At 69.3% G+C, this 22,258-nt stretch carries 21 protein-coding genes; 18 read left to right on the top strand and 3 right to left on the bottom strand.

From position 1 onward, the window contains the following. Positions 1-125: 125 nt before the first annotated feature. Complete coding sequence (locus HNQ61_RS11540) at positions 126-1,130, bottom strand: M23 family metallopeptidase (RefSeq protein WP_170034649.1); 1,005 nt, start codon at positions 1,128-1,130, stop codon at positions 126-128. A gap of 124 nt (positions 1,131-1,254) precedes the next feature. On the opposite strand from HNQ61_RS11540, the gene HNQ61_RS11535 reads away from it, so the two are divergent. The 3 genes from HNQ61_RS11535 (at position 1,255) to HNQ61_RS11525 (ending at position 3,528) form a co-directional block, all read left to right on the top strand. Then, a complete protein-coding gene (locus tag HNQ61_RS11535) occupies positions 1,255-2,430 on the top strand; it encodes an MFS transporter (protein ID WP_205761479.1) in 1,176 nt (391 codons plus the stop codon). Positions 2,431-2,506: 76 nt separating this feature from the next. Next, positions 2,507-3,082, top strand: a complete 576-nt coding sequence (locus HNQ61_RS11530) for a TMEM70/TMEM186/TMEM223 family protein (RefSeq protein ID WP_170034645.1) — start codon at positions 2,507-2,509, stop codon at positions 3,080-3,082. 35 nt (positions 3,083-3,117) lie between these two features. After that, entirely contained in the window at positions 3,118-3,528 is a 411-nt protein-coding gene (locus HNQ61_RS11525; RefSeq protein WP_170034643.1) for a DUF6010 family protein, read from the top strand. Positions 3,529-3,753: 225 nt separating this feature from the next. On the opposite strand, the gene HNQ61_RS11520 is transcribed toward HNQ61_RS11525, so the two are convergent. Together HNQ61_RS11520 and HNQ61_RS11515 are read right to left on the bottom strand one after the other, a co-directional pair. Beyond that, positions 3,754-4,896 (bottom strand): PQQ-dependent sugar dehydrogenase, encoded by a 1,143-nt coding sequence (locus tag HNQ61_RS11520; protein ID WP_170034641.1) that lies wholly within the window; start codon positions 4,894-4,896, stop codon positions 3,754-3,756. Next, positions 4,893-5,159, bottom strand: coding sequence for a putative signal transducing protein (locus HNQ61_RS11515; protein ID WP_170034639.1), 267 nt, complete (start codon positions 5,157-5,159; stop codon positions 4,893-4,895). The genes HNQ61_RS11520 and HNQ61_RS11515 overlap by 4 nt, the downstream gene beginning before the upstream one ends. 634 nt (positions 5,160-5,793) lie before the next feature. Here HNQ61_RS11515 and HNQ61_RS11510 point away from each other — a divergent pair. From HNQ61_RS11510 to HNQ61_RS11440, 15 genes are all read left to right on the top strand, one after another. Next, the gene (locus HNQ61_RS11510; RefSeq protein WP_170034638.1) at positions 5,794-6,276 is read left to right on the top strand and encodes a hypothetical protein; all 483 of its coding nucleotides are present in this window, start codon (positions 5,794-5,796) and stop codon (positions 6,274-6,276) included. Next, positions 6,273-7,784 (top strand): sodium/proline symporter, encoded by a 1,512-nt coding sequence (locus HNQ61_RS11505; RefSeq protein WP_170034636.1) that lies wholly within the window; start codon positions 6,273-6,275, stop codon positions 7,782-7,784. The genes HNQ61_RS11510 and HNQ61_RS11505 overlap by 4 nt, the downstream gene beginning before the upstream one ends. Before the next feature lie 355 nt (positions 7,785-8,139). After that, the gene (locus tag HNQ61_RS11500) at positions 8,140-9,255 is read left to right on the top strand and encodes a CgeB family protein (RefSeq protein ID WP_170034634.1); all 1,116 of its coding nucleotides are present in this window, start codon (positions 8,140-8,142) and stop codon (positions 9,253-9,255) included. Between the two features lie 2 nt (positions 9,256-9,257). After that, positions 9,258-10,073 carry a sugar phosphate nucleotidyltransferase gene (locus HNQ61_RS11495; RefSeq protein ID WP_170034632.1) on the top strand — a complete coding sequence of 272 codons (816 nt, stop codon included), beginning with the start codon at positions 9,258-9,260 and terminating at the stop codon, positions 10,071-10,073. Positions 10,074-10,102: 29 nt separating this feature from the next. Next, a complete protein-coding gene (locus tag HNQ61_RS11490; protein ID WP_420816091.1) occupies positions 10,103-10,891 on the top strand; it encodes a TIGR04290 family methyltransferase in 789 nt (262 codons plus the stop codon). Further along, positions 10,888-11,775, top strand: a complete 888-nt coding sequence (locus HNQ61_RS11485) for a glycosyl hydrolase (protein ID WP_170034630.1) — start codon at positions 10,888-10,890, stop codon at positions 11,773-11,775. Before HNQ61_RS11490 ends, HNQ61_RS11485 begins: the two co-directional genes overlap by 4 nt. Next, the gene (locus HNQ61_RS11480; protein ID WP_170034628.1) at positions 11,765-12,625 is read left to right on the top strand and encodes a PIG-L deacetylase family protein; all 861 of its coding nucleotides are present in this window, start codon (positions 11,765-11,767) and stop codon (positions 12,623-12,625) included. The genes HNQ61_RS11485 and HNQ61_RS11480 overlap by 11 nt, the downstream gene beginning before the upstream one ends. Further along, entirely contained in the window at positions 12,622-13,671 is a 1,050-nt protein-coding gene (locus HNQ61_RS11475) for a glycosyltransferase family 4 protein (RefSeq protein ID WP_170034626.1), read from the top strand. The genes HNQ61_RS11480 and HNQ61_RS11475 overlap by 4 nt, the downstream gene beginning before the upstream one ends. Continuing rightward, positions 13,668-14,720, top strand: coding sequence for a GNAT family N-acetyltransferase (locus HNQ61_RS29555; RefSeq protein WP_170034624.1), 1,053 nt, complete (start codon positions 13,668-13,670; stop codon positions 14,718-14,720). Before HNQ61_RS11475 ends, HNQ61_RS29555 begins: the two co-directional genes overlap by 4 nt. Further along, the gene (locus HNQ61_RS11465; RefSeq protein ID WP_170034622.1) at positions 14,717-15,469 is read left to right on the top strand and encodes a class I SAM-dependent DNA methyltransferase; all 753 of its coding nucleotides are present in this window, start codon (positions 14,717-14,719) and stop codon (positions 15,467-15,469) included. Before HNQ61_RS29555 ends, HNQ61_RS11465 begins: the two co-directional genes overlap by 4 nt. Continuing rightward, the gene (locus HNQ61_RS11460) at positions 15,469-16,941 is read left to right on the top strand and encodes a glycoside hydrolase 5 family protein (RefSeq protein ID WP_170034620.1); all 1,473 of its coding nucleotides are present in this window, start codon (positions 15,469-15,471) and stop codon (positions 16,939-16,941) included. The genes HNQ61_RS11465 and HNQ61_RS11460 overlap by 1 nt, the downstream gene beginning before the upstream one ends. A gap of 783 nt (positions 16,942-17,724) precedes the next feature. Next, positions 17,725-18,417: a hypothetical protein gene (locus HNQ61_RS11455; RefSeq protein WP_170034619.1), complete on the top strand. Its 693-nt coding sequence runs from the start codon at positions 17,725-17,727 to the stop codon at positions 18,415-18,417. Beyond that, entirely contained in the window at positions 18,417-19,463 is a 1,047-nt protein-coding gene (locus HNQ61_RS11450; protein WP_170034617.1) for an AAA family ATPase, read from the top strand. The genes HNQ61_RS11455 and HNQ61_RS11450 overlap by 1 nt, the downstream gene beginning before the upstream one ends. A 71-nt stretch (positions 19,464-19,534) precedes the next feature. Then, positions 19,535-21,361: an OmpA family protein gene (locus tag HNQ61_RS11445; RefSeq protein WP_170034615.1), complete on the top strand. Its 1,827-nt coding sequence runs from the start codon at positions 19,535-19,537 to the stop codon at positions 21,359-21,361. A 109-nt stretch (positions 21,362-21,470) separates the two neighbouring features. Beyond that, complete coding sequence (locus HNQ61_RS11440) at positions 21,471-22,256, top strand: ABC transporter permease (RefSeq protein WP_170034613.1); 786 nt, start codon at positions 21,471-21,473, stop codon at positions 22,254-22,256. Positions 22,257-22,258 lie beyond the last annotated feature (2 nt).

The raw sequence follows: 22,258 nt of genomic DNA, 5'->3' as shown, positions 1-22,258 counted from the left end.
TTCGTACCGGGAATCGGGGCTTCCTGAGGGCGAAGCGTACGGCGGAATTATGAGAGTGCCCGGCCCCCGCGCGGGAACCGGGCACTTGTCCCTGAGCACTTGATCCTGAGCCCTTCTTTTCTTCCCTACTGCCGTACCGTCTGCCCCTTCACCGGCATCCCCACCTCCACCCGCTGGCCGTCCGCCGTGTAGCCGCGAAAGAGGGCGGGAAGCCCCTCCGCCTGGCCAAAGACGGGGCCGTCCTGGAGCTGGTAGTGCAGGTGCGGCTCGCTGGTGTTGCCGCTGTTGCCGCACTCGCCCAGCTTCTGCCCCGCGCGCACGCGGTCGCCCGGGCGTACGGCCACGCTTCCCGGCCGCAGGTGCGCCAGCATGCTGAACTCCGAATTCCCGTGATCCACGATGATGTGGTTTCCCGCGGGGTTGGCGCGGTTGGTGGTGCCGATCTGCTGGTCGGGGAAGCTGTCGACGGCCGTAACGACCGTACCGTCCGCGGGAGACAGGATGGGCTGGCCGTAGCAGTAATACTGGGCAAGCTGTTTTCCGTCACCCGTGTGCGAACTGCCGTCGCGCCGGATGATGATGTCGGACGCGAAGCGCTGGATGTTGGTCATTGCGTGATAGTTCTGCTCCAGCGTGCGCCCGCCCCAGAACACGTACCACTCGCCGTCGAACGGAAGCCGCAGCGGCGTCTTGGTCTGGTAGTCCATGAAGCGGCTGGGCGCGGCCTCGCGGCGCGGCTGCACGCTGAAGCCGTGGATGAGCCCCGCCGAATCGGTGGCGAAGATGATCTCCACCGGCACCTGCACGCGGCTGAAGCGCGCGGTGCGGCGGTAGACGAACGCCTGCGGCGGCCCGGGCACCATCTCCTCCGCCACGACTTCCGTTTCGTCGCCGATCTGCCCGCCCATCTGGGTGCGGAACGCGGCGAACTGCTCCGCCGTGCCCACCCGCTCGCGCATCTGCGGCGCCAGACGGGCGTAGAGGCTGTCCATGTGCGAGGCGTACAGCATTCGCGTATACTTGCGGCCCGTCTGCATGCGCAGGGTGTCGGGCTGCTGCGCGGCGGCGGGCGCGCCCCACAGCAGGGCGGCGGCCAGCGCGGCGAAGACGGATCGAGAGCGGGAAGGCATCTTGCTTTCGTGCTGATGTGATGTGGTCTGCATCCGGCGGACGGCTCTGACCCCGGGGACACTGACAATGGTTGCACCTGAGTCCCCGGCGGGGCAAGACGCCCCGGCCTCCGCGCGCGGGCTGATGCGCGGAAACGTACTCTGGCTGAGCGTGACGTCGTTCCTGAACGACGCCGCCAGCGAGATGATCTATCCCCTGCTCCCGCTGTTCCTTACGGGGACGCTGGGGGTGGGCGCCGCGTTCGTGGGCGTGGTGGAGGGCGTGGCGGAAAGCGCGTCCAGCCTCATGAAGCTGGCCAGCGGGTGGCTGGCGGACCGCACCGGACGGCGCAAGCGGCCCACGGCCGTGGGCTACGGAATCGCGGCGCTGGGCCGGCCGCTGATTTCCGTGGCGACGCTGGGATGGCACGTGCTGGCGGTGCGCATCGCGGACCGCGTGGGCAAGGGGATCCGCACGGCGCCGCGGGACGCGCTGCTGGCGGAATCCGTACCGGCGGAGCAGCGCGGCGCGGCGTTCGGGCTCCATCGTGCGGCGGACCACTCCGGCGCCGTGGCCGGCCCACTGATCGCCTCGGCGCTGCTGCTGGTGTATCCCGGCGACCTGCGGACGGTGTTCGCCTGGGCGCTCGTTCCCGGCCTGCTGACGCTGGGCGCGGTGCTGTGGAAGGTGCGCGAAACGGCCCCCGCGCGCCCGGCCGGCCCGCTGGCCGCGCCCGCGCCCCTGCCCCGCCTGCGCGACCTGGGGCCCGTGCTGCCGCGCTATCTGGCCGTGCTGGCGCTGTTTACGCTGGGCAATGCCTCGGACGCGTTTCTGCTGCTGCGCGCGCAGGATGCCGGCGTGGCTATCGCGGCGATCCCGCTTCTGTGGGCTGCGCTGCACGTGAGCAAGGCGCTGTTCAGCGTGTGGGGCGGGCGGCTCAGCGACCGGTGGGGCGCGCGGCGCAGCATCATCGCGGGGTGGATGGTGTACGCGGCCGTCTACGCGGGCTTCGCCTGGGCGGGCGCGCAGTGGCAGGTGTGGGCGCTGTTCCTGGTGTACGGCCTGTTCTTTGGATTGACGGAAGCGCCGGAAAAGGCGCTGGTGGCGGGGTTGGCGCCGGACGGGCTGCGGGGAAGCGCGTTCGGCGCGTACCACGCGGCCATCGGGATCGCGGCGCTGCCGGCCAGCGTCCTGTTCGGCGCGCTCTGGCAGACGTACGATGCAAGGACGGCGTTTCTGGCCGGCGCCGGGTTTGCGCTCGCGGCCGCGCTTCTGCTCCCGCTCGTCCTTCCCGCGGACCGCATCCCCGCCCGCGCGTGAGCACCGCCCCGGGGTGAAGAATCAGGCGGGCGAACCCGTATCGGTCATCGATGGATCAAAGGGACGGAGACTTCTGATGACGGTCATCTACCGGACGGGACGGACGCGGCTGGTGCTGCTGCGCGCGGTGATGGTGTTGAGCCTGATCAGCGGCGCGGCGCTCTTGTATGGGGGATGGGAGGCGCTGAACCGCTACGGCGTGCATCCCTCCGAAGGCGGCGAACTTGCCCCGCTGCCGGTAAGGATTGCGCTGGGCGGCGGAATGCTGGCCGCGGGCGTCCTCATCATCTGCGGCATCGTGCTGTACATGCACGCGTGCTACGTCACGAAGATCGAGCAGGCGGACGAGGGCGGTGACGTGACGATCACCCTCTGGGGCGCCCTGGTGCCGGTGAGCTTCACGGTTCCCGCCGCGGACGTCACGCTCGGCGGGTATGAAGACGGGACCCCGGGGCCGGGGGTGACGACGGGTTCGGCGCCCTGGTACAAGGTGCGCATCAACGGCCGCCGCATGCCGCTAATCGTGGACGTGCGGGGCGAGTTCGCGCAGCCGGAACGCTTCGATGCGCTGCTTTCCCTTCGCGACAGCCCCTCTGAAACGCGGTTGACCCGCGACACTGGCCCGCGGCGGATCCGTCGGCCGCAGGGCTGAACGCTCCCAACGACATCGCCATCCATCCACGGCACATGCACGCTGAACCTGCCCGCGCGCCCCGGACGGCGCTTTCGCTGTTGACCGGCCTGGCGCTCGCGCTGCCGTTCGTGGCGCTCTTCATTCTGCACCGCGACGGCGCGTACGATCTGCTGACGCTGATTCTGGCGTTCACCGGCGGCATCTACGGCGGCGCGGCGGTGCGCACGGGAGCCACGCGCGCACGGGCCGCCACCGAGTTCGGCGTGGGCGCGGTGATGCTGGTGGTAGCCGCCCTGAGCCTGTGGTGGTCGCCCATCTGGCTGGCGGCGGGATTTGCCGCGCACGCCGCGTGGGACCCGGTGCATCACTTTCGCGGCGGCGCGCCCGGCGTGCACCGCGGATTCCCCGGCTTCTGCGCCGCCTTTGACCTCGCCGTGGCGGCAATGGTGATCTACTTCACCTGATGGACGACTGCCGGGCGGCCGAGGACGGACTTCGCCCGTTTCCTCCGCCCGGCTCCACCAACCCCTTCCCGCCGTCGCCCGTTCCGTCCCCGCGACCTCCGCGACCCCCGCGGCCTCCGCGTGAGATGCGGTTTTTCACAGACCGCGCATCACGAGGACCGGGGCGACGCGCGAAAGTCCGCCGCCGCCCCCGCGCACCCGCGTCCTCCGCGTGAAACGGTGTTGTCAGCTCGCGGAGCGGATGCGGTACACGGTTCCGCTCTGCACCACGACATACAGTTCCCCGCGCGAATCCTCGCCGAACGAGGTGATGTTGCCGATCCCTTCCAGCCACGTGCGGCGATCCGTCGCCTGCCCATCGGCGTAGCGGAAGCCGCGGATCCACCCCTCGCAGAAATCCGCGTACAGGTAGTGTCCGCGCAGCCCGGCGATGTCCTGCCCGCGATACACGAATCCGCCGGTGATCGAACAGCCGTCGTCGTGCGTGTACTCCAGCACGGGAAGCGTCAGCCCGTCGCGCCGGCAGCCGGTGGCGGGCTCAAAGCAGCCGGAGCCCTCCATCTCGTCCCATCCGTAGTTCACGCCGGGCTGGGTGGAGGGAACGACGTTCACCTCCTCCAGCCGGTTCTGCCCCACGTCGGCCACCAGCAGCGTGCCGGCGACACGATCCCACGAAAACCGCCACGGGTTGCGCAGTCCCAGCGCCCAGATCTCGCGGCGCGCATCGGTGCGCCCGGCGTACGGGTTGGTGGCGGGAATGGCGTAGGGCTGCGCGCCGTCCACGTCCAGCCGCAGCATCTTGCCCAGCAGATTCCGCACGTCCTGCGCGGCTTCCTGCGGATCGCCCGCGCCGCCGCCGTCGCCCATCCCCACGTACAGCAGCCCGTCCGGCCCGAACGCCACCAGCCCGCCGTTGTGGTTGGATGCGGGCTGCGCGATGGTGACGACCAGCGACGCCGACGCGGGATCCGCACGGTTGCGGTCAGCGCTGACGTGATAGCGCTCGATGCGCGTGTCGCCGCTGCGGTCCGTGTAGTTGACGTACAGAAAGCCGTTCTGCGCGTATCGCGGATGGAACGCGACGCTCAGCAGGCCGCGCTCGCCGCTGCTGCTCACGCGGCTGGAAAGATCCAGAAAGGGCGTGGAAACAAGCTGTCCGTTCTCCACGATGCGGATGCGCCCGGGCTGCTCCACGATGAACAGCCGCGCATCGCCCGCCGGCGCGGTGACGTGCACGGGGGACTGCAGCCCGGCGGCGACCGCCTCCAGCCGGATGGCGGTTTCGCCCGCGGGCGGCGTGGGCCCGTCGTCCGATCCGGAGCACGCGGCGGCCAGGATGAGCAGGGGCAACAGGATACGCGGCGTCATGATTCATCCTCCGGATCAGGGGGCAGGTCCTCGTCGTCGTGCAGCAGATCGCGCGCCTCCTGCTCGCGATGCCAGGGAACGCGCACGCGGACGCCGAACTGCGTGGGGCCCTGGTAGCCGAGCCCGAAGATGGCGACGTTCTGCCCGCCTTCCACGTTGGCGGGAATGCCGGCTTCGCGCAGCGTTTCGGCGGCGAAGTCGGCCTGCCAGATGGAGCCGTAGGACGCGACGACGACCCAGGGCTGCTGCGATTCGTCTGGCATGCCTGCGCCGGGAGATGGGTGATCGAGGGCCACACGCATGCTAACGCGCGGCCCGGGATGCGTCAAAAGGAGTGTGATTGGACGGCGTACCCGGGCGGGCGCGATGCGGGTCCACTCCTGCATGGCCGGTGACGCGCGGACAGCGTGACAGCGCGTATTCCGAGGATCTTGCCCCGGCGTGCGAACGGGCGTGCATCACGCGACGTTGGCTCGCGCGGGTGGTAGATCCTTCGTCGGCGCCAATGTCAGGCGCGCCGGATACGCCGTCCGGCGCCTCCTCAGGATGACATCGTGTGGGGGCTACAATGTCGCTGGACGACCCCCAAATCATGTCATCCTGAGGGAGCGTTCACCGCATTTTCAGCCACACCGGACTGCGCGCGACCGAAGGATCTCTTGTGCGGCGAGCCAACCGTGAGACGCGCATCGCAGTGGCCGCCACTGGCGCAAAAGGATGAGGCCGCGCCTGAGGCCGATCCGCCGCCACTCCTTCCGAATGCGCCATCTCCCGAGCACAACAAATCCACCCGTCCGCTTTGTGGCGGCTCGCGGCCGGTTGACAGGGGGCCGCCATCCCCCGAACCTGCCTCGCTTCACCTTGCACCGGACTCACATTCCCCGGCCCGCGACACCGATGGCCCGACGCAACGCCCTGCTCGCCTTTTTCGCCGGCACCCTGGCCCTGGCCGTGGGCTACGGGTCGGCGTTTCTTCCCGGCCCGCCCCCCGGGTGGGCCGCGTGGCCCATCGCCATGGGCACCACCGCGGTAATGATGTCGGCCTGCGCGCTCGGCGCCGTGCGCGGAGACGGCGGCCTGGGCCGGCTGCGCATTCCGCTCGCGCTCATGTCCATTCTGCTCGGCGGAGCGTTCGCCGCGGTGCTGCTGGCGCCCGCGAGCGCCGACCGCGTCCTGTTCCTGGGCCTGCCCACGCGCGCCGCGCTGATGGTCTTCGGCATCGGGCTGCTGCCGCTGTTCATCCTTCCGATCGCGTACGCCCTCACCTTTGATGACATGACGCTGAACGACGCCGACCTCGCGCGCATCCGCCAGGCCGCCGCCGAGATCCAGGCCCGCCGCGTCCCGGCGCGCGCCCGCGGCAGAAAGGCGCGCCGATGACGGGAATCATGGGGTTGATCCAGACTTCCCTTCCCCGCCTCGCCCAGCCGACCATCGCCGCCGTCGCGCTCGCCTACTTCGTCATCGTCGCCGCGATTGGCGTGTGGGCCATGCGGCGCACGCGCACCGCCAACGACTTTTTTGCCGCGGGTGACGGAATCGGGCTCATCGCCCTTACGCTCGCCGCCATGAGCGCGACGGTTTCCGGCTTTGCCTTCATCGGCGGGCCGGGGCTGGTGTACCTGAGCGGGATGGGCGCCGTCTTTCTGACCCTGTCCAGTTCCGTCACCGCCGCGATGACCTCGTGGGTGCTCGCCAAGCGGTTGCGGCTGCTGGCGGAGGTGCGCGGGCTGATCACCATTCCCGAGGCGATTGGCGCACGGTACCGGTCACCGGCCGCGCAGGGATGGAGCGCGATCGCGATTCTGGTGGCGGTCATCGGCTACATGGCGACGAACATCCTGGCGCTGGGCGTGGTGATCGACGCGGTCTTCGGCACGGGGCTGACGCTGGGCGTGTGGCTGGGGATGCTCACCATCCTCGCGTATTCCGCCACGGGCGGCATTCTGGCCGGCGTCTACACCGACGTCTTTCAGGGCACGCTGATGGCGATCGCGTCCACCCTCGTCTTTGTCTACGCGCTGCACGCCGGTGGCGGGATGAGTGCCATTTCGCGGACGATCATGGCGAGCGATCCCGAGTTCCTGGCGCCGTTCGGAAAGCTGGGCGCGGGCGCCGCGCTCTCGCTTTTCTTCGTCTTTGGCGTGGGCACCATGGGGCAGCCGCATGTGCTGCACAAATACTACATGCTGCGCGACCCGCGGCGGCTGAAGTGGTATCCGCTGCTGATGACGGCCACGCTGGTGATGACCATGCTGCTGTTCTTTGGCGTGGGCGTGACGGTAAAGGCGCTGGTGGCGAGCGGCCGCATGCCCGCGCTGGCCCGGCCGGAAGAAGCGACGCCGCTGTTTCTGCTCGGCTACACGCCCATGCTCCTGGCCGGCCTCGTCTTCGCCGGGGTGGCCGCGGCCATCATGAGCACCGTCAACTCGTTCATGAACATCGGTGCGGCGGCGCTCACCCGCGATCTGCCCGCCGCGTTCGGAAAACGTGTGGGGAACGAACTGCGCTGGGGTCGCATCGGCACCGTCGGCATCTCGCTCCTGGCCGCGTGGCTGGCGCTCATGCCGGGCGCGTTCGTGGCGTTTCTGGGAATCTTTGGATGGGGATTGTTCGCCAGCACGCTGGTTCCCGCGCTCGCCATCGGCCTGAACTGGGAGGGCGCCACGCGGGAGGGTGCCATCGCGTCCATCGTCACCGGGCTGGTTGTCACGCTGGGGTTCGAGACGATGGCCGCCATCAACGTCTACCGCTTTCCGACAGGCGTGACCGTCAGCGCGTTCTCCCTGGTGCTGTCGATCCTGGTCTTCTTTGGCGTGAGCTGGATGACGCGTGCACGCGCGGCGGCCGCGCTGGATGAGGACATCGTGCTGGTGATGCGGGCGTAGGGAAGTACGAAAGGCGGAGGGCGCGGCGACAGCGCCGGACGGACGGGGTGGCGCGTGCGGAAAGAGGCCCCCATCCCCGGCCCTTCCCCCAAAAAACCCTGGGGGAAGGGAGACCTCAGCGCGGCGGATAATCCCCGGCCGGATCCAGCTGCTTCTCTGCTACAGCCCCTCAACTCACCCCGCGGCACGCACTTGCGCCGCCACAAAGCATCCGGAGCGAACGCAGCAGGTTTGTACGGTGCAGACTTTGCTACGGCGGGCTCTTCGCTCTGGCCGGAACGCGCTTTTTTGCGGCCGGAGCGTACGGCGGGCGCCGACCCCGGCACCCGCGCTCCGCCCACCCGGTGCGCACCGCATGAAGCTGGTCATTTTCGGGCTCACGGTCAGTTCGTCGTGGGGCAACGGCCACGCAACGCTCTGGCGCGGCCTGATCCGCGCGCTTGCCGCCCGCGGCCACGACGTCGTCTTCTTTGAAAAAGACGTTCCCTACTACGCCGAAAACCGCGACCTGAACCACCTGGACGGCGCCACCCTGGTCCTGTATCCGGACTGGGCGTCCGTGCTTCCCCAGGCACGCCGCCACCTGGCCGACGCCGACGTGGCCATGGTCACCTCGTACCAGGCCGACGCGCTCGACGCCACGGCGCTGGTGCTGGAATCGTCCGCGCCGGTGCGCTGTTTCTATGACCTGGACACGCCGGTGACGCTGGACGCGCTCGCCAGCGGCAGGCCCGTTTCGTACATCGGCGCGGACGGGCTGCGCGACTTTGACCTCGTTCTGAGCTACACCGGCGGCACCGCCCTGCGCGACCTGCAGACCCGCCTGGGCGCCCGCCGCGTCGCCCCGCTCTACGGCCACGTCGATCCGGCCATCCATCATCCCGTGCCGCTGGATGAGCAGTACCGGGCAGACCTTTCCTACCTGGGAACGTACGCCCAGGACCGGCAGGCGGCGCTGGAGCGGCTGTTCATCGAACCCGCGCGGCGAATGCCGGATACGCGTTTCCTCATCGGCGGCGCGCAGTATCCGCAGGAGTTTCCCTGGACGCGGAACATCTGGTTTCGCAAGCACCTGCCCCCGGGCGACCACCCCGCCTTCTACAGCTCATCGCGCTTTACGCTCAACGTCACCCGCCGGGCCATGGCGGAAATGGGATGGTGCCCCAGCGGCCGACTGTTCGAGGCGGCGGCGTGCGGCTGCCCCGTGGTGAGCGACGCGTGGGAGGGGCTGGACGCCTTTTTCGTCCCGGGGAAGGAAATCCTCGTCGCGGAAAGCACGGAAGACGTCATGGCCGCGCTGCAGATGTCCGACGCGGAACGCGCCGCGCTGGCCCGCGCCGCGCGCGAGCGCACGCTGGCGGAGCACACGTCGGAGCGGCGCGTCATCGACCTGGAAGCGGTGCTGAACGACGCCATCCGTCCCGCGCAGGCCGCGTGGGCGGAGCGCGAAACCTTTGCGGTGGAGGCCTGACCATGTGGGGAATCGTGCCGGCGGCGGGCGCGGGCAGCCGCATTCAGCCCCTCGCCTTCAGCAAGGAACTGCTCCCCGTGGGCAGCCGCGTGGACGCGGACGGCGTGGAGCGGCCCAAGGCGGTGAGCGAGTACCTGGTGGAGCGGATGATCCGCGCCGGGGCCAGCAAGATCTGCTTTGTCATCAGCCCCGCCAAGAGCGACATCGTGCAGTACTACGGTGGCGGATTCGGGTCGGCGCACGTGTCGTACACCGTGCAGCCCAAGCCGTCCGGTCTGTGTGATTCCATCTTTCGCGTGCTGCCCCTCATCCATCCGCAGGAGCAGGTTCTGGTCGGCCTGCCGGACACGGTGTGGTTTCCGGAGGACGGGATGTGCGCGCTGCCGGACGGCGTGCTTTCGTTCCTCCTCTTTCCCGTGGAGCGCCCCGAGTTCTTTGACGCGGTGGTGACGGATGAGGATGGGCGCGTGCAGCAGATCCAGGTCAAGCAGCCGGGCGCGTCCACCCACTGGGTGTGGGGCGCCTTCAAGCTCCCGGGATGGGTGCTGGGCGAGCTGCACGACCTGTGGGAAGAGCGCGGCCGGCAGGACGAGTACATCGGCACGCTGGTGAACGCGTGGCTGGCGGGCGGCGGCGAGGCGCGGGCCGTCCGCGCGGGAGAAACGTACGTGGACGTGGGGACGCTGCACGGCTATCGCGAAGCCATCCAGGCGCTTTCGCTGCGCCCCGCGCCGGACGGCGGACCGTCGCCGCTGTGCGCGCTGGGCACCGCCATTCTGGCTGAACACACCCCGGGCGGCGCGCTGGCGCTGACCTGACACACCCTGATTCCGGAGACGGATCTTTGATTTCGAGCCCCACCGACGCCGCGCTGGACAACGGCACCGAAGAGCTGGAGCGCCGCGTGCGCGAGCTGGGCCCGTGGTTCCACAACCTGGATCTGCGCGGCGTCCGCACCGCCCCCGACCACTTTCTGGGCGACTACCCCGCCATCAAGTGGCGCTCGTTCGCGCACGCCATTCCCGCGGACCTCACGGGCAAGACGGTGCTGGACGTGGGCTGCAACGCGGGCTTCTACAGCATGGAGATGAAGCGGCGCGGCGCCTCGCGCGTGGTGGGCATCGACAGCGAAGACCTGTACCTGAACCAGGCGCGCTTCGCCGCCGAGGTCGAAGGGTACGACATCGAGTTCCGCAACATGTCCGTGTACGACATCGCGGAACTCGGCGAAAAGTTCGATTTCGTCATCTTCATGGGCGTGCTGTACCACCTGCGCCACCCGCTGCTCGCGCTGGACCTGCTGCACGAGCACGTCGTGGGCGATCTGCTCCTGTTCCAGAGCATGCAGCGCGGCACGACGGAAGTGGATGACGTGCAGGGCGACTACGAGTTCTGGGAGCAGGACCACTTCGGCAAGCCGGGCTATCCGCAGATGTACTTCATCGAAAAGCGCTACTGCGGCGATCCCACGAACTGGTGGGTGCCCAACGCGGCGGGCGCGGAAGCCATGCTGCGCAGCGCCGGCTTCGACATCGTGGAGCACCCGGAGCAGGAAGTCTACCTGTGCCGCCGCGCCGAGATCCACGACGACGAGCCGCGCGCCGCGTACCCCGCCCGGGGAGGCGCGCGTCCGTGATCGAAGCGGTGATGGTGTGGAACGAGCCGAACAACACGTCGCACTGGGATTTCGGGATCGATCCCGGCTGGCAGACCTTTGCCCAGATGGCGCGCGCCACCGGTGAAGCGGTGCACGCCGAGGCGCCGCACGTAAAACGGGTTCTGGGCGGGGTTTCGCCCATCGACCCGCGCTTCATCGGCAACATGAAGGGGCAGGGCGTTCTGGAGGCGATGGACGTCGTCGCCGTGCACGGCTTTCCGCTGGACTGGAACCTCTGGGCGGTAGAAGACTGGCCGGAGAAGCTGGACGCCGTCCGCGCCGTCACCGATCTGCCGGTGTGGGTGACGGAAGTCGGCATCAGCACCTTTGCGGGCGATGCCGTGCAGGCGGAAGGGCTGCACCGTACGGCGAAAGTGCTGCGCGGCCAGTCCGAGCGCGTGCACTGGTACAGCCTGTTCGACCTGCCCGGCGCGTGGGAAGCCACCACCCGCCACAAGCAGCGCGAAGGCTCGTCGTACTTCCGCCACTTTCACATGGGCCTCATCCGCGAAGACGGCACGCCCAAGCCGGCGATGGACGCATTCGCGGAGCACGCGGATTTTCTGGGCATCTGCCAGTGGTTCCACTACGAGGATCACCGGCTGGATGACGCCGTGCGCTGGCTGAAAAAGATGGGAGTCAAGCGCCTTCGCACCGGCCTCAGCTGGTCGGACGACGACCGTCCCAACTCGCTGGACTGGTTCGACCGGCAGATGAAGGCGCTGGAAGACTTCGAGCTGACGGTCACCTTCTGCTTTACGCCGGAGCACCGGGGCGTGGTGCCGCACTACACCAGCCCGCCCAGGGACATCAACGAATACGTGGACTTCTGCGCGCGGATGGTGCGGCGCTATGCCCGATAGCGCGAACCCGTTTCTGCGCTGGCTGGCGGATGGCGGCCCCGCGCCGCGCCTGCTGGTCGCGTTCGCGCATCCGGACGACGAGACGATCGGCGCGGGCGGCGTGCTGCGGCGCCTGGGCGACGCGCGTCTGGTGTGCGTGACGGATGGTGCGCCTCATCGGCGGGAATGGTGGGGTGACCCGTCCCTGAACAGCCGCGAGGAGTACGCGGCGGTGCGCCGGCGCGAACTGCGCGCGGCGCTCGCCGTCGTGGGCATCGGCGCGGAGCGGGTGTGCGGATTCGGTGTGGCGGACCAGGAAGCGTCCGCGCACCTGGCGCACATCGCGCGGCGGATGGCAGGGGAGATCGCCGCCGCACAGCCGGACGCCGTGCTCGCCCCCGCGTACGAGGGCGGGCACCCGGACCACGACGCGGTTGCGTTCGCGGTCCACGCCGCGTGCGCGCTGCTGGCGGCAGAGGGACGGCGCTGTCCCGCGATCGTGGAGTATCCGCTGTATCACGCGGAGGAGGAACGGATGGTCGTCGGCTCCTGGCTCCCCGGCGCGGAGGCCGGTGCGGTTACCGTTCGTTTGTCCGATGAGGAGCAGGCCGCCAAGCGCGAGATGATCGCCTGCCACGCCTCCCAATCCGCCACGCTCGCGCAGTTCCCGGTGGATGCGGAGCGCTTCCGCCCCGCGCCCGCGTACGACTTTCGCCAGCCACCGCACGCGGGGCAATTGAACTACGAAGTCTTTGGCTGGGCGGATGGCGCCGCGTGGCGCTCCCGCGCGGCGGATGCGCTGCGCGAACTCGGGATCGGTCCGGCGGATGGCGCGAACGGGTTCGGCGCGCTGATCGGGGTGCCCGCATGAGCCTGACGGTGCTGAGCATTGCCTACCCGTTCGCGCCGGTGAGCGCGGATTCCGTCGGCGGCGCCGAGCAGGTGCTGTGGGCGCTGGACGATGCGCTCGTCCGCGCGGGGCACACCTCCGTCGTCGTCGCGCAGGCGGGCTCGTGCGTGGCGGGAACGCTCATCCCCGTTCCCTCCGTGGATGGCGAGATCACGGACGCGGCGCGCGCGGAAGTCCATCAGGCGGTGCGCGACGCGGTGACGCTGGCGCTGCTGCGGTGGCCGGTGGACCTCATCCACCTGCACGGCATCGACTTTCACGAATACATGCCGCCCGCCGGAGTTCCCGCGCTGGCGACGCTGCACCTGCCGCCGTCGTGGTATCCGGCGGACGTGTTCGCCTCCGCCCGGCCCGGGACGTGGCTGAATCCGGTAAGCCAGGCGCAGCGCGCGGACTGCCCCGCCTGCCCCGCGCTGCTGGACGCCATCCCCAACGGCGTTGCGATCGACAGACTGCGATCGTCCGCCCGCAAGCGCGGCTGGGCGATGGCGCTGGGCCGCATCTGCCCGGAAAAGGGATTCCACCACGCGCTGGAGGCGGCGCGCCGGGCGGAGGTGCCGCTTCTGCTCGCCGGCCACGTCTACCCGTATCCCGATCACCAGCGGTACTTCGCCGAACAGATCGCGCCACGGCTGGACGGCACGCGCCGCTTCATCGGCGCGGTGGGAATGGATCGCAAGCGGCGGCTTCTGTCCGCCGCGCGCTGCCTGCTGATTCCCAGCACGGCGCCGGAAACAAGCTCGCTGGTGGCGATGGAAGCGCTGGCCTGCGGAACGCCCGTCATCGCGTTCCGTATCGGCGCGCTGCCGGAAGTGGTGGAGGATGGCGTGACGGGATTCATCGTGGATGACGAGCGGGGGATGGCAGACGCGATCCGCCGGGTGGCGGCAATCGATCCGGAAATGTGCCGGGCCGCCGCGCGCGAGCGCTTCGACGTCGCGCGCACGGCGGGGCGCTACCTGGACGCGTACGCCCGCCTCGCACGCGGCGCGGAGGTCCACGCGTGAGCGCGGCCGTGGCGGCATCCGTGTGCGTAGACGAGATCACGTCCGTCGAAGCGCTGGAGGCGTTCGCGGCGGAGTGGGCGGAACTGTGGGAGCGCTGCCCCGCCGCGACGCCGTTTCAACACCCGGCGTGGCTGATTCCGTGGTGGAACTGCTTCGGCGATCAGCCGGGGTGGACGCTGTGGACCCTGGCCGCGCGCGTGGAGGGACGGCTGGCCGCGGTGGCGCCGCTGTTCATCCACCCCGGTCCGGACCCGTCCGTGCGCCAGGTGTCGCCCATCGGCATCGCCAACACCGACTACGTGGGCCCGCTGCTGGATCCGGCGGACGACGGCGGCGCGGTTTCCGCCATCCTCGCGCACCTTGCCGCGCACGCGGAGCGCTGGGACGTGTGCGACCTGGAGGAGATCCGCGACGGCGATCCGCTGCTTTCCGCGCCGATGCCGGACGGCCTGCGCGCGGAGTCTCATCCGCAGTCGCTCTGCCCCGTCCTCGCCTTGGCGGACGACAAGGACGCCTTCTTTGCCGCGCGCTCCTCGTGGCTGAGAAGGAATCTTCGCCGCGGCGTGCGGAGATTGAGCGATCAGGCACCGCTGGCGTTCGAGACGGCGGATAAGGAGAGCCTGAGCGAGTTCGTGGACGCCTTCTTCCGCCTGCACGAAAAGCGCTGGGCGGCGGAGGGCCAGGACGGGCTGCTGCAGGGTGAACTGATGCGGCGCTTTCACCGCGAATCGTCGGAGCGGCTGATGGATGCGGGGCTGCTGCGGCTGCACGGGATGCGCTTTGACGGGCGGCTCGCGGCCATCTTTCACGGCCTGGGCGGGCACGGGCGCGTGCACGCCTACCTGGGCGGGTTCGAGCCCGGGCTGGGGCGCGATAATCCCGGAACGCTGATCGCCGGATACGCGATGGAGCAGGCGATGGCGGAAGGTGCACGGGAGTTCGATTTCCTGCGCGGGCAGGAGAAGTACAAGTACGACTGGGGCGCGGTCGACCAGCGCACGCATCGCATCCGCATCCTGCACGCGGACTCGCCGGAGCGCGCACGATGACGGCTTCCGAGACGGACACCTACTCCGCGTACGACGATTTCGCCTGGTTCTATCACCGCTACTGGAGCCAGGGCATCCCCTTTCGCCTGCTGGAAGCGGTTGACCAGCTTGTGCTTGCGGACCTGCGTCCCGGCGCGCGCGTGCTTGACCTGTGCTGCGGAACGGGGCGCATCAGCCGGGCGCTGGTGGAGCGCGGATTCGCGGTCACGGGGCTGGACGGGTCGGCGGGAATGCTGGAGATCGCCGCGGAAGAAGCGCCCGGCGCGGAGTTCGCCCGGGCGGACGCGCGCGACTTTTCGGTGGATGTGCCGGTGGACGCGGTCGTGTCGCTTTTCGACAGCCTGAACCACGTCACCGGCGACGGCGAACTGGCGCGCGTGTTCGGCTGCGTGCACCGCGCGCTGGCGCCGGGCGGGCGTTTTCTGTTCGACCTGAACGACGACTCCAGCTTTCGCCGCCACTGGCGCGGGGAGACGTTCACCACGGTGGAGGACGATCACGCGTCCATCATGCGCGGCGAGTACGACGCGGACGCGCGGCTGGGCACGGTGACGGTGACGCTCTTCCGGTTGATGGACGGCTCGTGGCGGCGTTCGGACGTGGTGGTGCACGAGCGCTGCTACGACGAAGCGGAGATTCTCGCACTGCTGCGGGACGCGGGGTTCACGGCGCGGATGCACCGCGCCGAGACGGATCTGGGCATGGACGACCAGGCGGGGCGGATGTTCTTTGTGGCGGAGCGGGTGTGATGAGCAGTACGATCGAGGCGCCGCGGAAGCGGTCGCGCAGGGCGCCGGAGCCGCTGGCCGGCGTGGAGATGCCGTGGATCCGGGTGGCGCCGGACGCCCCGTACTTCATGGACGAGACCGGCGCGCCGTGGACGCCGGTGGGCTACAACGATGCGCTCACGTGGCCGGAACTGGGTCCTCTGTACCGGCGCAAGGACGTCGACGCGGTAGACCGGCATCTGGCGTGGCTGGCGTCAAACGGCATTACCGTGCTGCGCCTGATGCTGGAGTGCGCGCACAAGGGGCGGTATCTGGAGAAGCCGCTGGGCACCTTTCAGCCGCACATGGTGCGCGTCTGGGACGACCTGATCGCTCTCTGTTCGCGCCACGGCATCCGCCTGCTGCTGACGCCGTACGACACCTTCTGGATGTGGCTGCGCTTCAAGCACCATCCCATCAGCCGCCACAAGGGTGGTCCGTGCGCGCACCAGGGGCAGGTGCTGCTGTGCCCCGATACGCGCGCCGCCATCAAGAACCGCCTGACGTTCATGGTGGAGCGGTGGGGCGGCAGCGGGACCGTGTTTGCGTGGGATCTGTGGAACGAGATTCACCCCGCGCAGGTCGGCGACCGGGCGGACTGCGTGGACGTGTTCAACGAGTTCATCCACGAGGTGTCGGAACACGTGCGGTCGCTGGAAACGCGGCTGTACGGGCGCGCGCACCCGCAGACCGTCTCAATGTTCGGGCCGGAACTGCGTTGGCGGCCGGATCTGCCGCTGGCGGACACCGTATTCCGCCATCCGGCGCTCGATTTCGCCACGACGCACATCTACATGGAAGGCAGCATCGACCACCCGCAGGACACGGTGGCGTGCGCCATCGATACGGGGCGGCTGGTGCGGCAGGCGCTGCGGGAAATCGGCGACATGCGCCCGTTTCTGGACACGGAGCACGGGCCCATCCACGGCTTCAAGGACTGGCGCATCACGCTGCCGGAGGCGTTCGACGACGAATACTTCCGGCACATGCAGTGGGCGCACCTGGCCAGCGGTGCAGCCGGTGGCGGAATGCGGTGGCCCAACCGCCATCCGCACATCCTCACGGTCGGAATGCGGCAGGCGCAGGGAGCCATGGCGCGCTTTCTGGACCAGATGGACTGGACCGCGTTCCGCCGCCGCAACCTGAACGAGGAGATCGAGTTGCGCACGGCGGGCCTCACCGTGTGCGCGTCGGGCGACGACGCGCAGGCGCTGGTGTGGCTTCTGCGCACGGACGCGCTGGCGGAGGACGGGCGCGTGCGGCAGGATGCGCCGCCGATCGCCGCCGGGCTGCGCGTTCCCGGCCTGGCACCCGGCCGCTACTCCGTCGTGATGTGGGATACGCGGCGCGGGATGGAAGCCGGCCGCACGGAAGCCGACGCCGGTGAGGACGGCCTGTCCCTTTCCGACATCCCCGTCACCACGGACCTGGCGCTCGCGATCCGGCGGATGTAAAGCCGGATCCGCGATCCATCCAAACCCCAACATGGAGCGCTCCATGACGCGAAAGATCATCCGCGCCGCCGTTCTGATCGCGGTCATTACGCTGCCCGGCTGCCTGGTCGTGACCTGCGGCGGCTGAGCGCAATCGGGCGATCAGGCGACCAGCGGGACATGGCATAGTCGGCCGCCGCAGGCATCGAGAGCGAATGAATCCACCGCTCGAGCAGCGGTAAGCCCCGGCACGACGCCCACAGGCGCCGTTCGGGGCTTCAACTGCGTTGAGGGCCGAACGGCGCGGAGGCAGACCTTTCTGTCATTCGAGGAGGTTCGACCGGCGGAGCCGCAACAAGCCGATCCACATCAAGCCGGGTTCCCTGTGATGCACGGATGCCCATCGCACCACCCCTGCCCGCCGTACCTATTCCCTATTCCCTATTCCCTATTCCCTGCTTCTTCAGCGTTGACTGCCCACCCCCGGACGGTTAACATCCACCCGCTTTATCCCGTTTTGCCCACCGGATCGGCGCACCCGCGCCGGCCGCCCACACGGGCTCCAGTCAGATCCGCCATCTCCACACATCGTCCAATCTGTCCGCGCCCCGATTCCACGGCGGGGCCGGCCTGACTTCACCCGAAACACGCGGCGGGCGCAATCCGTAGGGGCACAACACCTTGCGGCGCCTCCAGGATAGACGGACGGCATCGCGAGGCGGGATGCGCGCTGTTCAGGGATCATCCACCCGCGCCTCCACTTCACCTCCAGCAGCGGCCCGCGCCGCGCCGGCGAAGCCACCGATGAAGGACATCTTCGACAAGCTCAAGGACGCGGGGCGTGACGCCCTGGGCACCTTTGTGGAGTTCGATCCCGAAGCACCCCAGGCCGCCCCCCAGCGCGCGCCCGCGCACGCCGCCCCCGCGGACGTGACGCTCGCCGCCGCGCCGCGCCCGGCACCCGCCGCCCCCGTGGCCGCGGGGAGCGCCGCGCCGGACCCGGAATTCGTGCAGCAGCTTCAGGCCGCCGTGGGCGCCAGCGGCAAGGCCGCGTACGGGCAGTTCCGCACGCTGTTCGGCGCGTTGAGCGCCGTGCCCGACGACACCCAGCGCGCCACCCTGGCCCTGGCGGCCGCGCAGGCCAGCCACGGCGTGACCGCGCAGCAGGTGGCGGAAGCCATCGACGACCGCCTGCGCATTCTGGCCGGCGAACGCACCGCGTTCCAGAAGGCCGTGGGCGACGAAACCGAGGCCACCATCGGCGGCGCGCAAAAGGAAATCGACGCCGCGCGGACCGCCATCGCCAAGAAGGCGGAGGAGATCCGCGAACTGCAGGCGCGCCAGGCCGAGCTGGAAGCCAGCTTGGCCCAGGCGCGCGCCAGCATCGACGGCAACTCGGCCCGCTTCGATGCCTCGTACGCCGTGGTGGAAGCCGAACTGGCCGCCGAACGCGCACGCATTGCACCCCTCATTCCCCCCGCCGCGGGAGCCCGCTGATGGCCGAGATTTCTTCCGGCGGCACCCCCGCCGGCAAGCGCACGTACTGGCAGCGCCCGGAGGGCAAGGTGGGAATGGGGCTGCTGGCCGGCATGGGGGTGGGGCTGGCCTGGGGCTTCATCACCCTGCTCCCCAAGCTGATCGAGATCGCCGAAAACACGCTGTACCTCAGCTTTCTGCTGGGCGCGCTGGCGCTGGTCTACTGCATGGTGTTCGTCTGGGACCGCCCGCGCACCTTGCTGTTCTACGGGCTGCAGATGATTTCCCGGTGGATTACCGGCAACTTCGTGGAGCTGGATCCCGTCAGTATCCTGCACGCCTTCGTCAAGCAGATGAAGGAGCGCCGCGCCGTGATCCAGGACCGCCTGGGACGGCTGGTGGGAGTGCGGCGGATGCTGGAGTCCAAGATCGCGCAGAGCGAAAAGGAGCGTCAGCAGGCCCTTCGCCTGGCCGGCGCCGCCCGCGGGACGGGGGATGACGACGGGCTGAACGCGCACGCCGAGATCGCCGCGCGCCGCTCGCGCGACATCGAGGAGTACGACGCCATGAAGGGCCAGATGCAGAACATCGAGGGCCTGCTTCAACGCGTCCTGCGCCGCGCGGACTACCACATCCAGACGGCCGAGGACGAGGCGAACCAACTGGCGGACAAGCACACCATCACCAAGGCCGTGGGCGCCGCCACGACGGCCGCGCAGGGGATCTTTGGCGACACGGACCTGCTGGAGGTGCGCAACATGGCCGCCGAGCGCATCCGCGACGACTACGAGAAGCGCCTGGGCGAGCTGCAGACGCTCATCGACCTGACCGACTTCGACCACGCGGTGGACCTGAACCAGATGGCCTTCCGGCAGGACGGGCTGGCGCAGCTGGCCGAGGCGGAGATGAAGGTGAGCGCGGTGGAAAAGGCCGATCCCGCAGGCTCGGCACGGGCCCTGAGCGCGGGCGACCCGCTGGCCGGGTTCAGCAGCGGGATCCCCGGCGGCACGCCCATGGGGGCCAAGCCGGAAGACCGGTGGCGCGGCAAGCTTCGCGGCGGACGCTGATCCGCCGCGCGCAGGACGCCGGCCGCGAGCATGCGGCCGGCGGCACAACCCCCTGACTCCTCTACGCAATCATGCGATTGACTTCGACGGGACAGAAGACCGTCCGCGTGCTGGGCGGACTGGTCGTCGTCCTTCTGATCGGCCTGGGCCTGCGGTACATGGCCAAGAACGGCTTCGGCAAGAAGATCCTGAGCTCCTTCGTCCCCGACAAGGTGGAGGGGCTGGACGCCGCCACCGAAAAGAGCCAGTCCAACGCCGCCTTCGCCGGGCTCCCCTCCGACAAGCCGGCCGCGCTCCCCGGCGCGCCGGAGGTGCGGGTGAACTTCTGGGCATGGAACAGCCAGATGGGGTGCATGCTGGCCAACGGCGGTCCCGTGACCACCGAGGGCTCGCTGATGGCCAAGCAGGGCGTCAAGGTCTTCATCAGCCGCCAGGACGACAACAGCCAGTTGATGGCGCAGCTCACCAAGCTGGCGGCGGGAATGCACGCCGGGCAGGCGCAGCCGCGCGACGGCATTCACTTCATCGGCATCATGGGCGACGGCGCGGGCGCGTTTCTGTCGGCGCTCAACAGCCAGCTCACGGCGAGCTTCGGCCCCGAGTACCGGGCGGAAGTGGTGGGCTCGTGCGGCTACTCGCGCGGTGAAGACAAGCTGATGGGGCCGCAGAAGTGGCGCGACAACCCGCAGAGCATGCGGGGCGCGCTGGTGGCGGGCGTGCTGCGCGACGGCGACTGGAACATCGCCCAGCGCTTCATGGGCGACAACAACATCCCCAACAACCCCGACGAGCGTACCTGGGACGCCGACGCGGTCAACTGGGTGAACACCAGCAGCTACACGGACGCGGCGGAAAAGTACGTGTCCAACTACTGCGAAGACCGCCCCGTCGTCGCCAAGGGCAAGCGGACGGGCGAGACCAAGCGCGTCTGCGTGGACGGCATCGTCACCTGGACGCCGGCGGACGTGACGGCGGCCCGCGAGCGCGGCGGGATCGTCTCCGTGGTGTCGACCAAGGAGTACAGCTCGCAGATGCCGCACGTGCTCATCGGCATCCACAAGTGGAACCAGGACAACCGCGCCACGGTGGAAAAGGTGCTGCAGGCGTTCCTGGAGGGCGGCGACCAGGTGCTGGCGCACCCGCAGGCGCTGACGCGCGCGGCGGAGATCAGCCAGGAGATCTACCAGGAGTCCGGCGCCGACGCGGCCTACTGGGAGCGCTACTACAAGGGCGTGACTGAGCCGGACAAGCAGGGGCTGCAGGTGGAGCTGGGCGGGAGCAAGGCCAACAACCTGGCCGACAACCTTCAGCTCTTCGGCCTGGCGTCGGGAACCACGCCGGAGACCAGCCGCATGCGCGCCACCTACACGGTGTTCGGCAAGCTGGTGACGCAGCAGTACCCGGACCTGGTGCCCAGCATTCCGGCGTACGACTCGGTGTTCGACGTCAGCTACCTGCGCGCCATCTCGCAGCGTGTGTCCAGCAGCGGAGCGACCGGCGGGCAGGCGGAAACCACCAGCTACGGCTCGGCCAGCACGCCGGTGACGCGCGTGGTGGGCCGCCGCAACTACCAGATCACCTTCCGCACCGGCTCGGCGGATGTGACGCCCGAGACGGAAAAGCAGCTGCAGGAGCTGTTTGACGTGCTGTCCATCAACTCGCTGGCGGTGGAAGTGCACGGCCACACCGACAACGTGGGCGACGCCACGGCCAACCAGCAGCTGTCCGAGGACCGCGCCATGGCGGTGAAGCAGTGGCTGGAGCGCCGCTCGGCCAGCACCTTCCCGCAGGGCCGCCTGCGCGTGTTTGCGCACGGCAGCACGCAGCCGGTGGAAAGCAACCGCACCGAAACGGGCCGCGCCGCCAACCGCCGCGTGGAAATCGTCATCGGCAGCTAAAACGAAGAAAAGTGCCCAGTCCCCAGTGCCCGGTGCCCGGTTCATACCTGGGCACCGGGGACTTGAGACTGGGCACTTTCTTTTCTCCTACTTTCGCCCGACACCGCCCATGGCTTCACTTGGACCCGCGCTGCGCCCCAACCAGTGGGTGCCGGCCAGCGCGTACTGGATGTTCGTGGCGGGATGGACCGCCCTGTTTCTGCTGGCCTGGCTGCTTTCCCCCGCCTACTTCCCCGGCCCGGGCCGGGTGTTCGAGGCGATGGGGACGCTGACCTCGCAGCAGGGATTGATCGCGGAGCTGGCCACCAGCCTGGGGCTGTTCGCCCAGTCGCTCGTCATCGCCGCCATCCTTTCGATGGGGCTGGCGTACCTGACGGTGGTGGCCGCGGTGCGCCCCTTCATCCTGGCGCTGACCCGCGCGCGCTTTCTGAGCCTGGTGGGATTGACCTTCATCTTCACCATGTCGCTGGGCGGCGGGCGGCCGCTCAAGGTGGCGCTGCTGGTGTTCGGCATCTCCGCCTTCTTTCTGACGTCCATGGTGGACGTGGTGGCGCAGGTCCCGCGCGAAAAGCTGGACCACGCGCGCACGCTGCGCATGGGCGAGTGGCGCGTGGTGTGGGAGGTCATCATCCTGGGACAGATGGGGCCGGCGCTGGACGCCCTGCGGCAGAACGCCGCCATCGGATGGATGATGCTGACCATGGTGGAGGGCATCAGCCGCAGCGAGGGCGGCATCGGCGCCCTGCTGATGGACCAGAACAAGCACTTCAACCTGGCCGCCATCCTGGCCGTTCAGATCGTATTTCTGCTCGCGGGCTTTCTGCAGGACGCGGCGCTGGCGTGGCTCAAGGCGACGGTGGTGCCGCACGCCGCCCTTACCACCGTGCGGAGGTAGGG

The sequence above is a fragment of the Longimicrobium terrae genome (assembly GCF_014202995.1).
Taxonomy (GTDB): domain Bacteria; phylum Gemmatimonadota; class Gemmatimonadetes; order Longimicrobiales; family Longimicrobiaceae; genus Longimicrobium; species Longimicrobium terrae.
The sequence above is the reverse complement of the archived record's forward strand: the minus strand, read 5'-3'. Positions and strand labels throughout refer to the sequence as shown.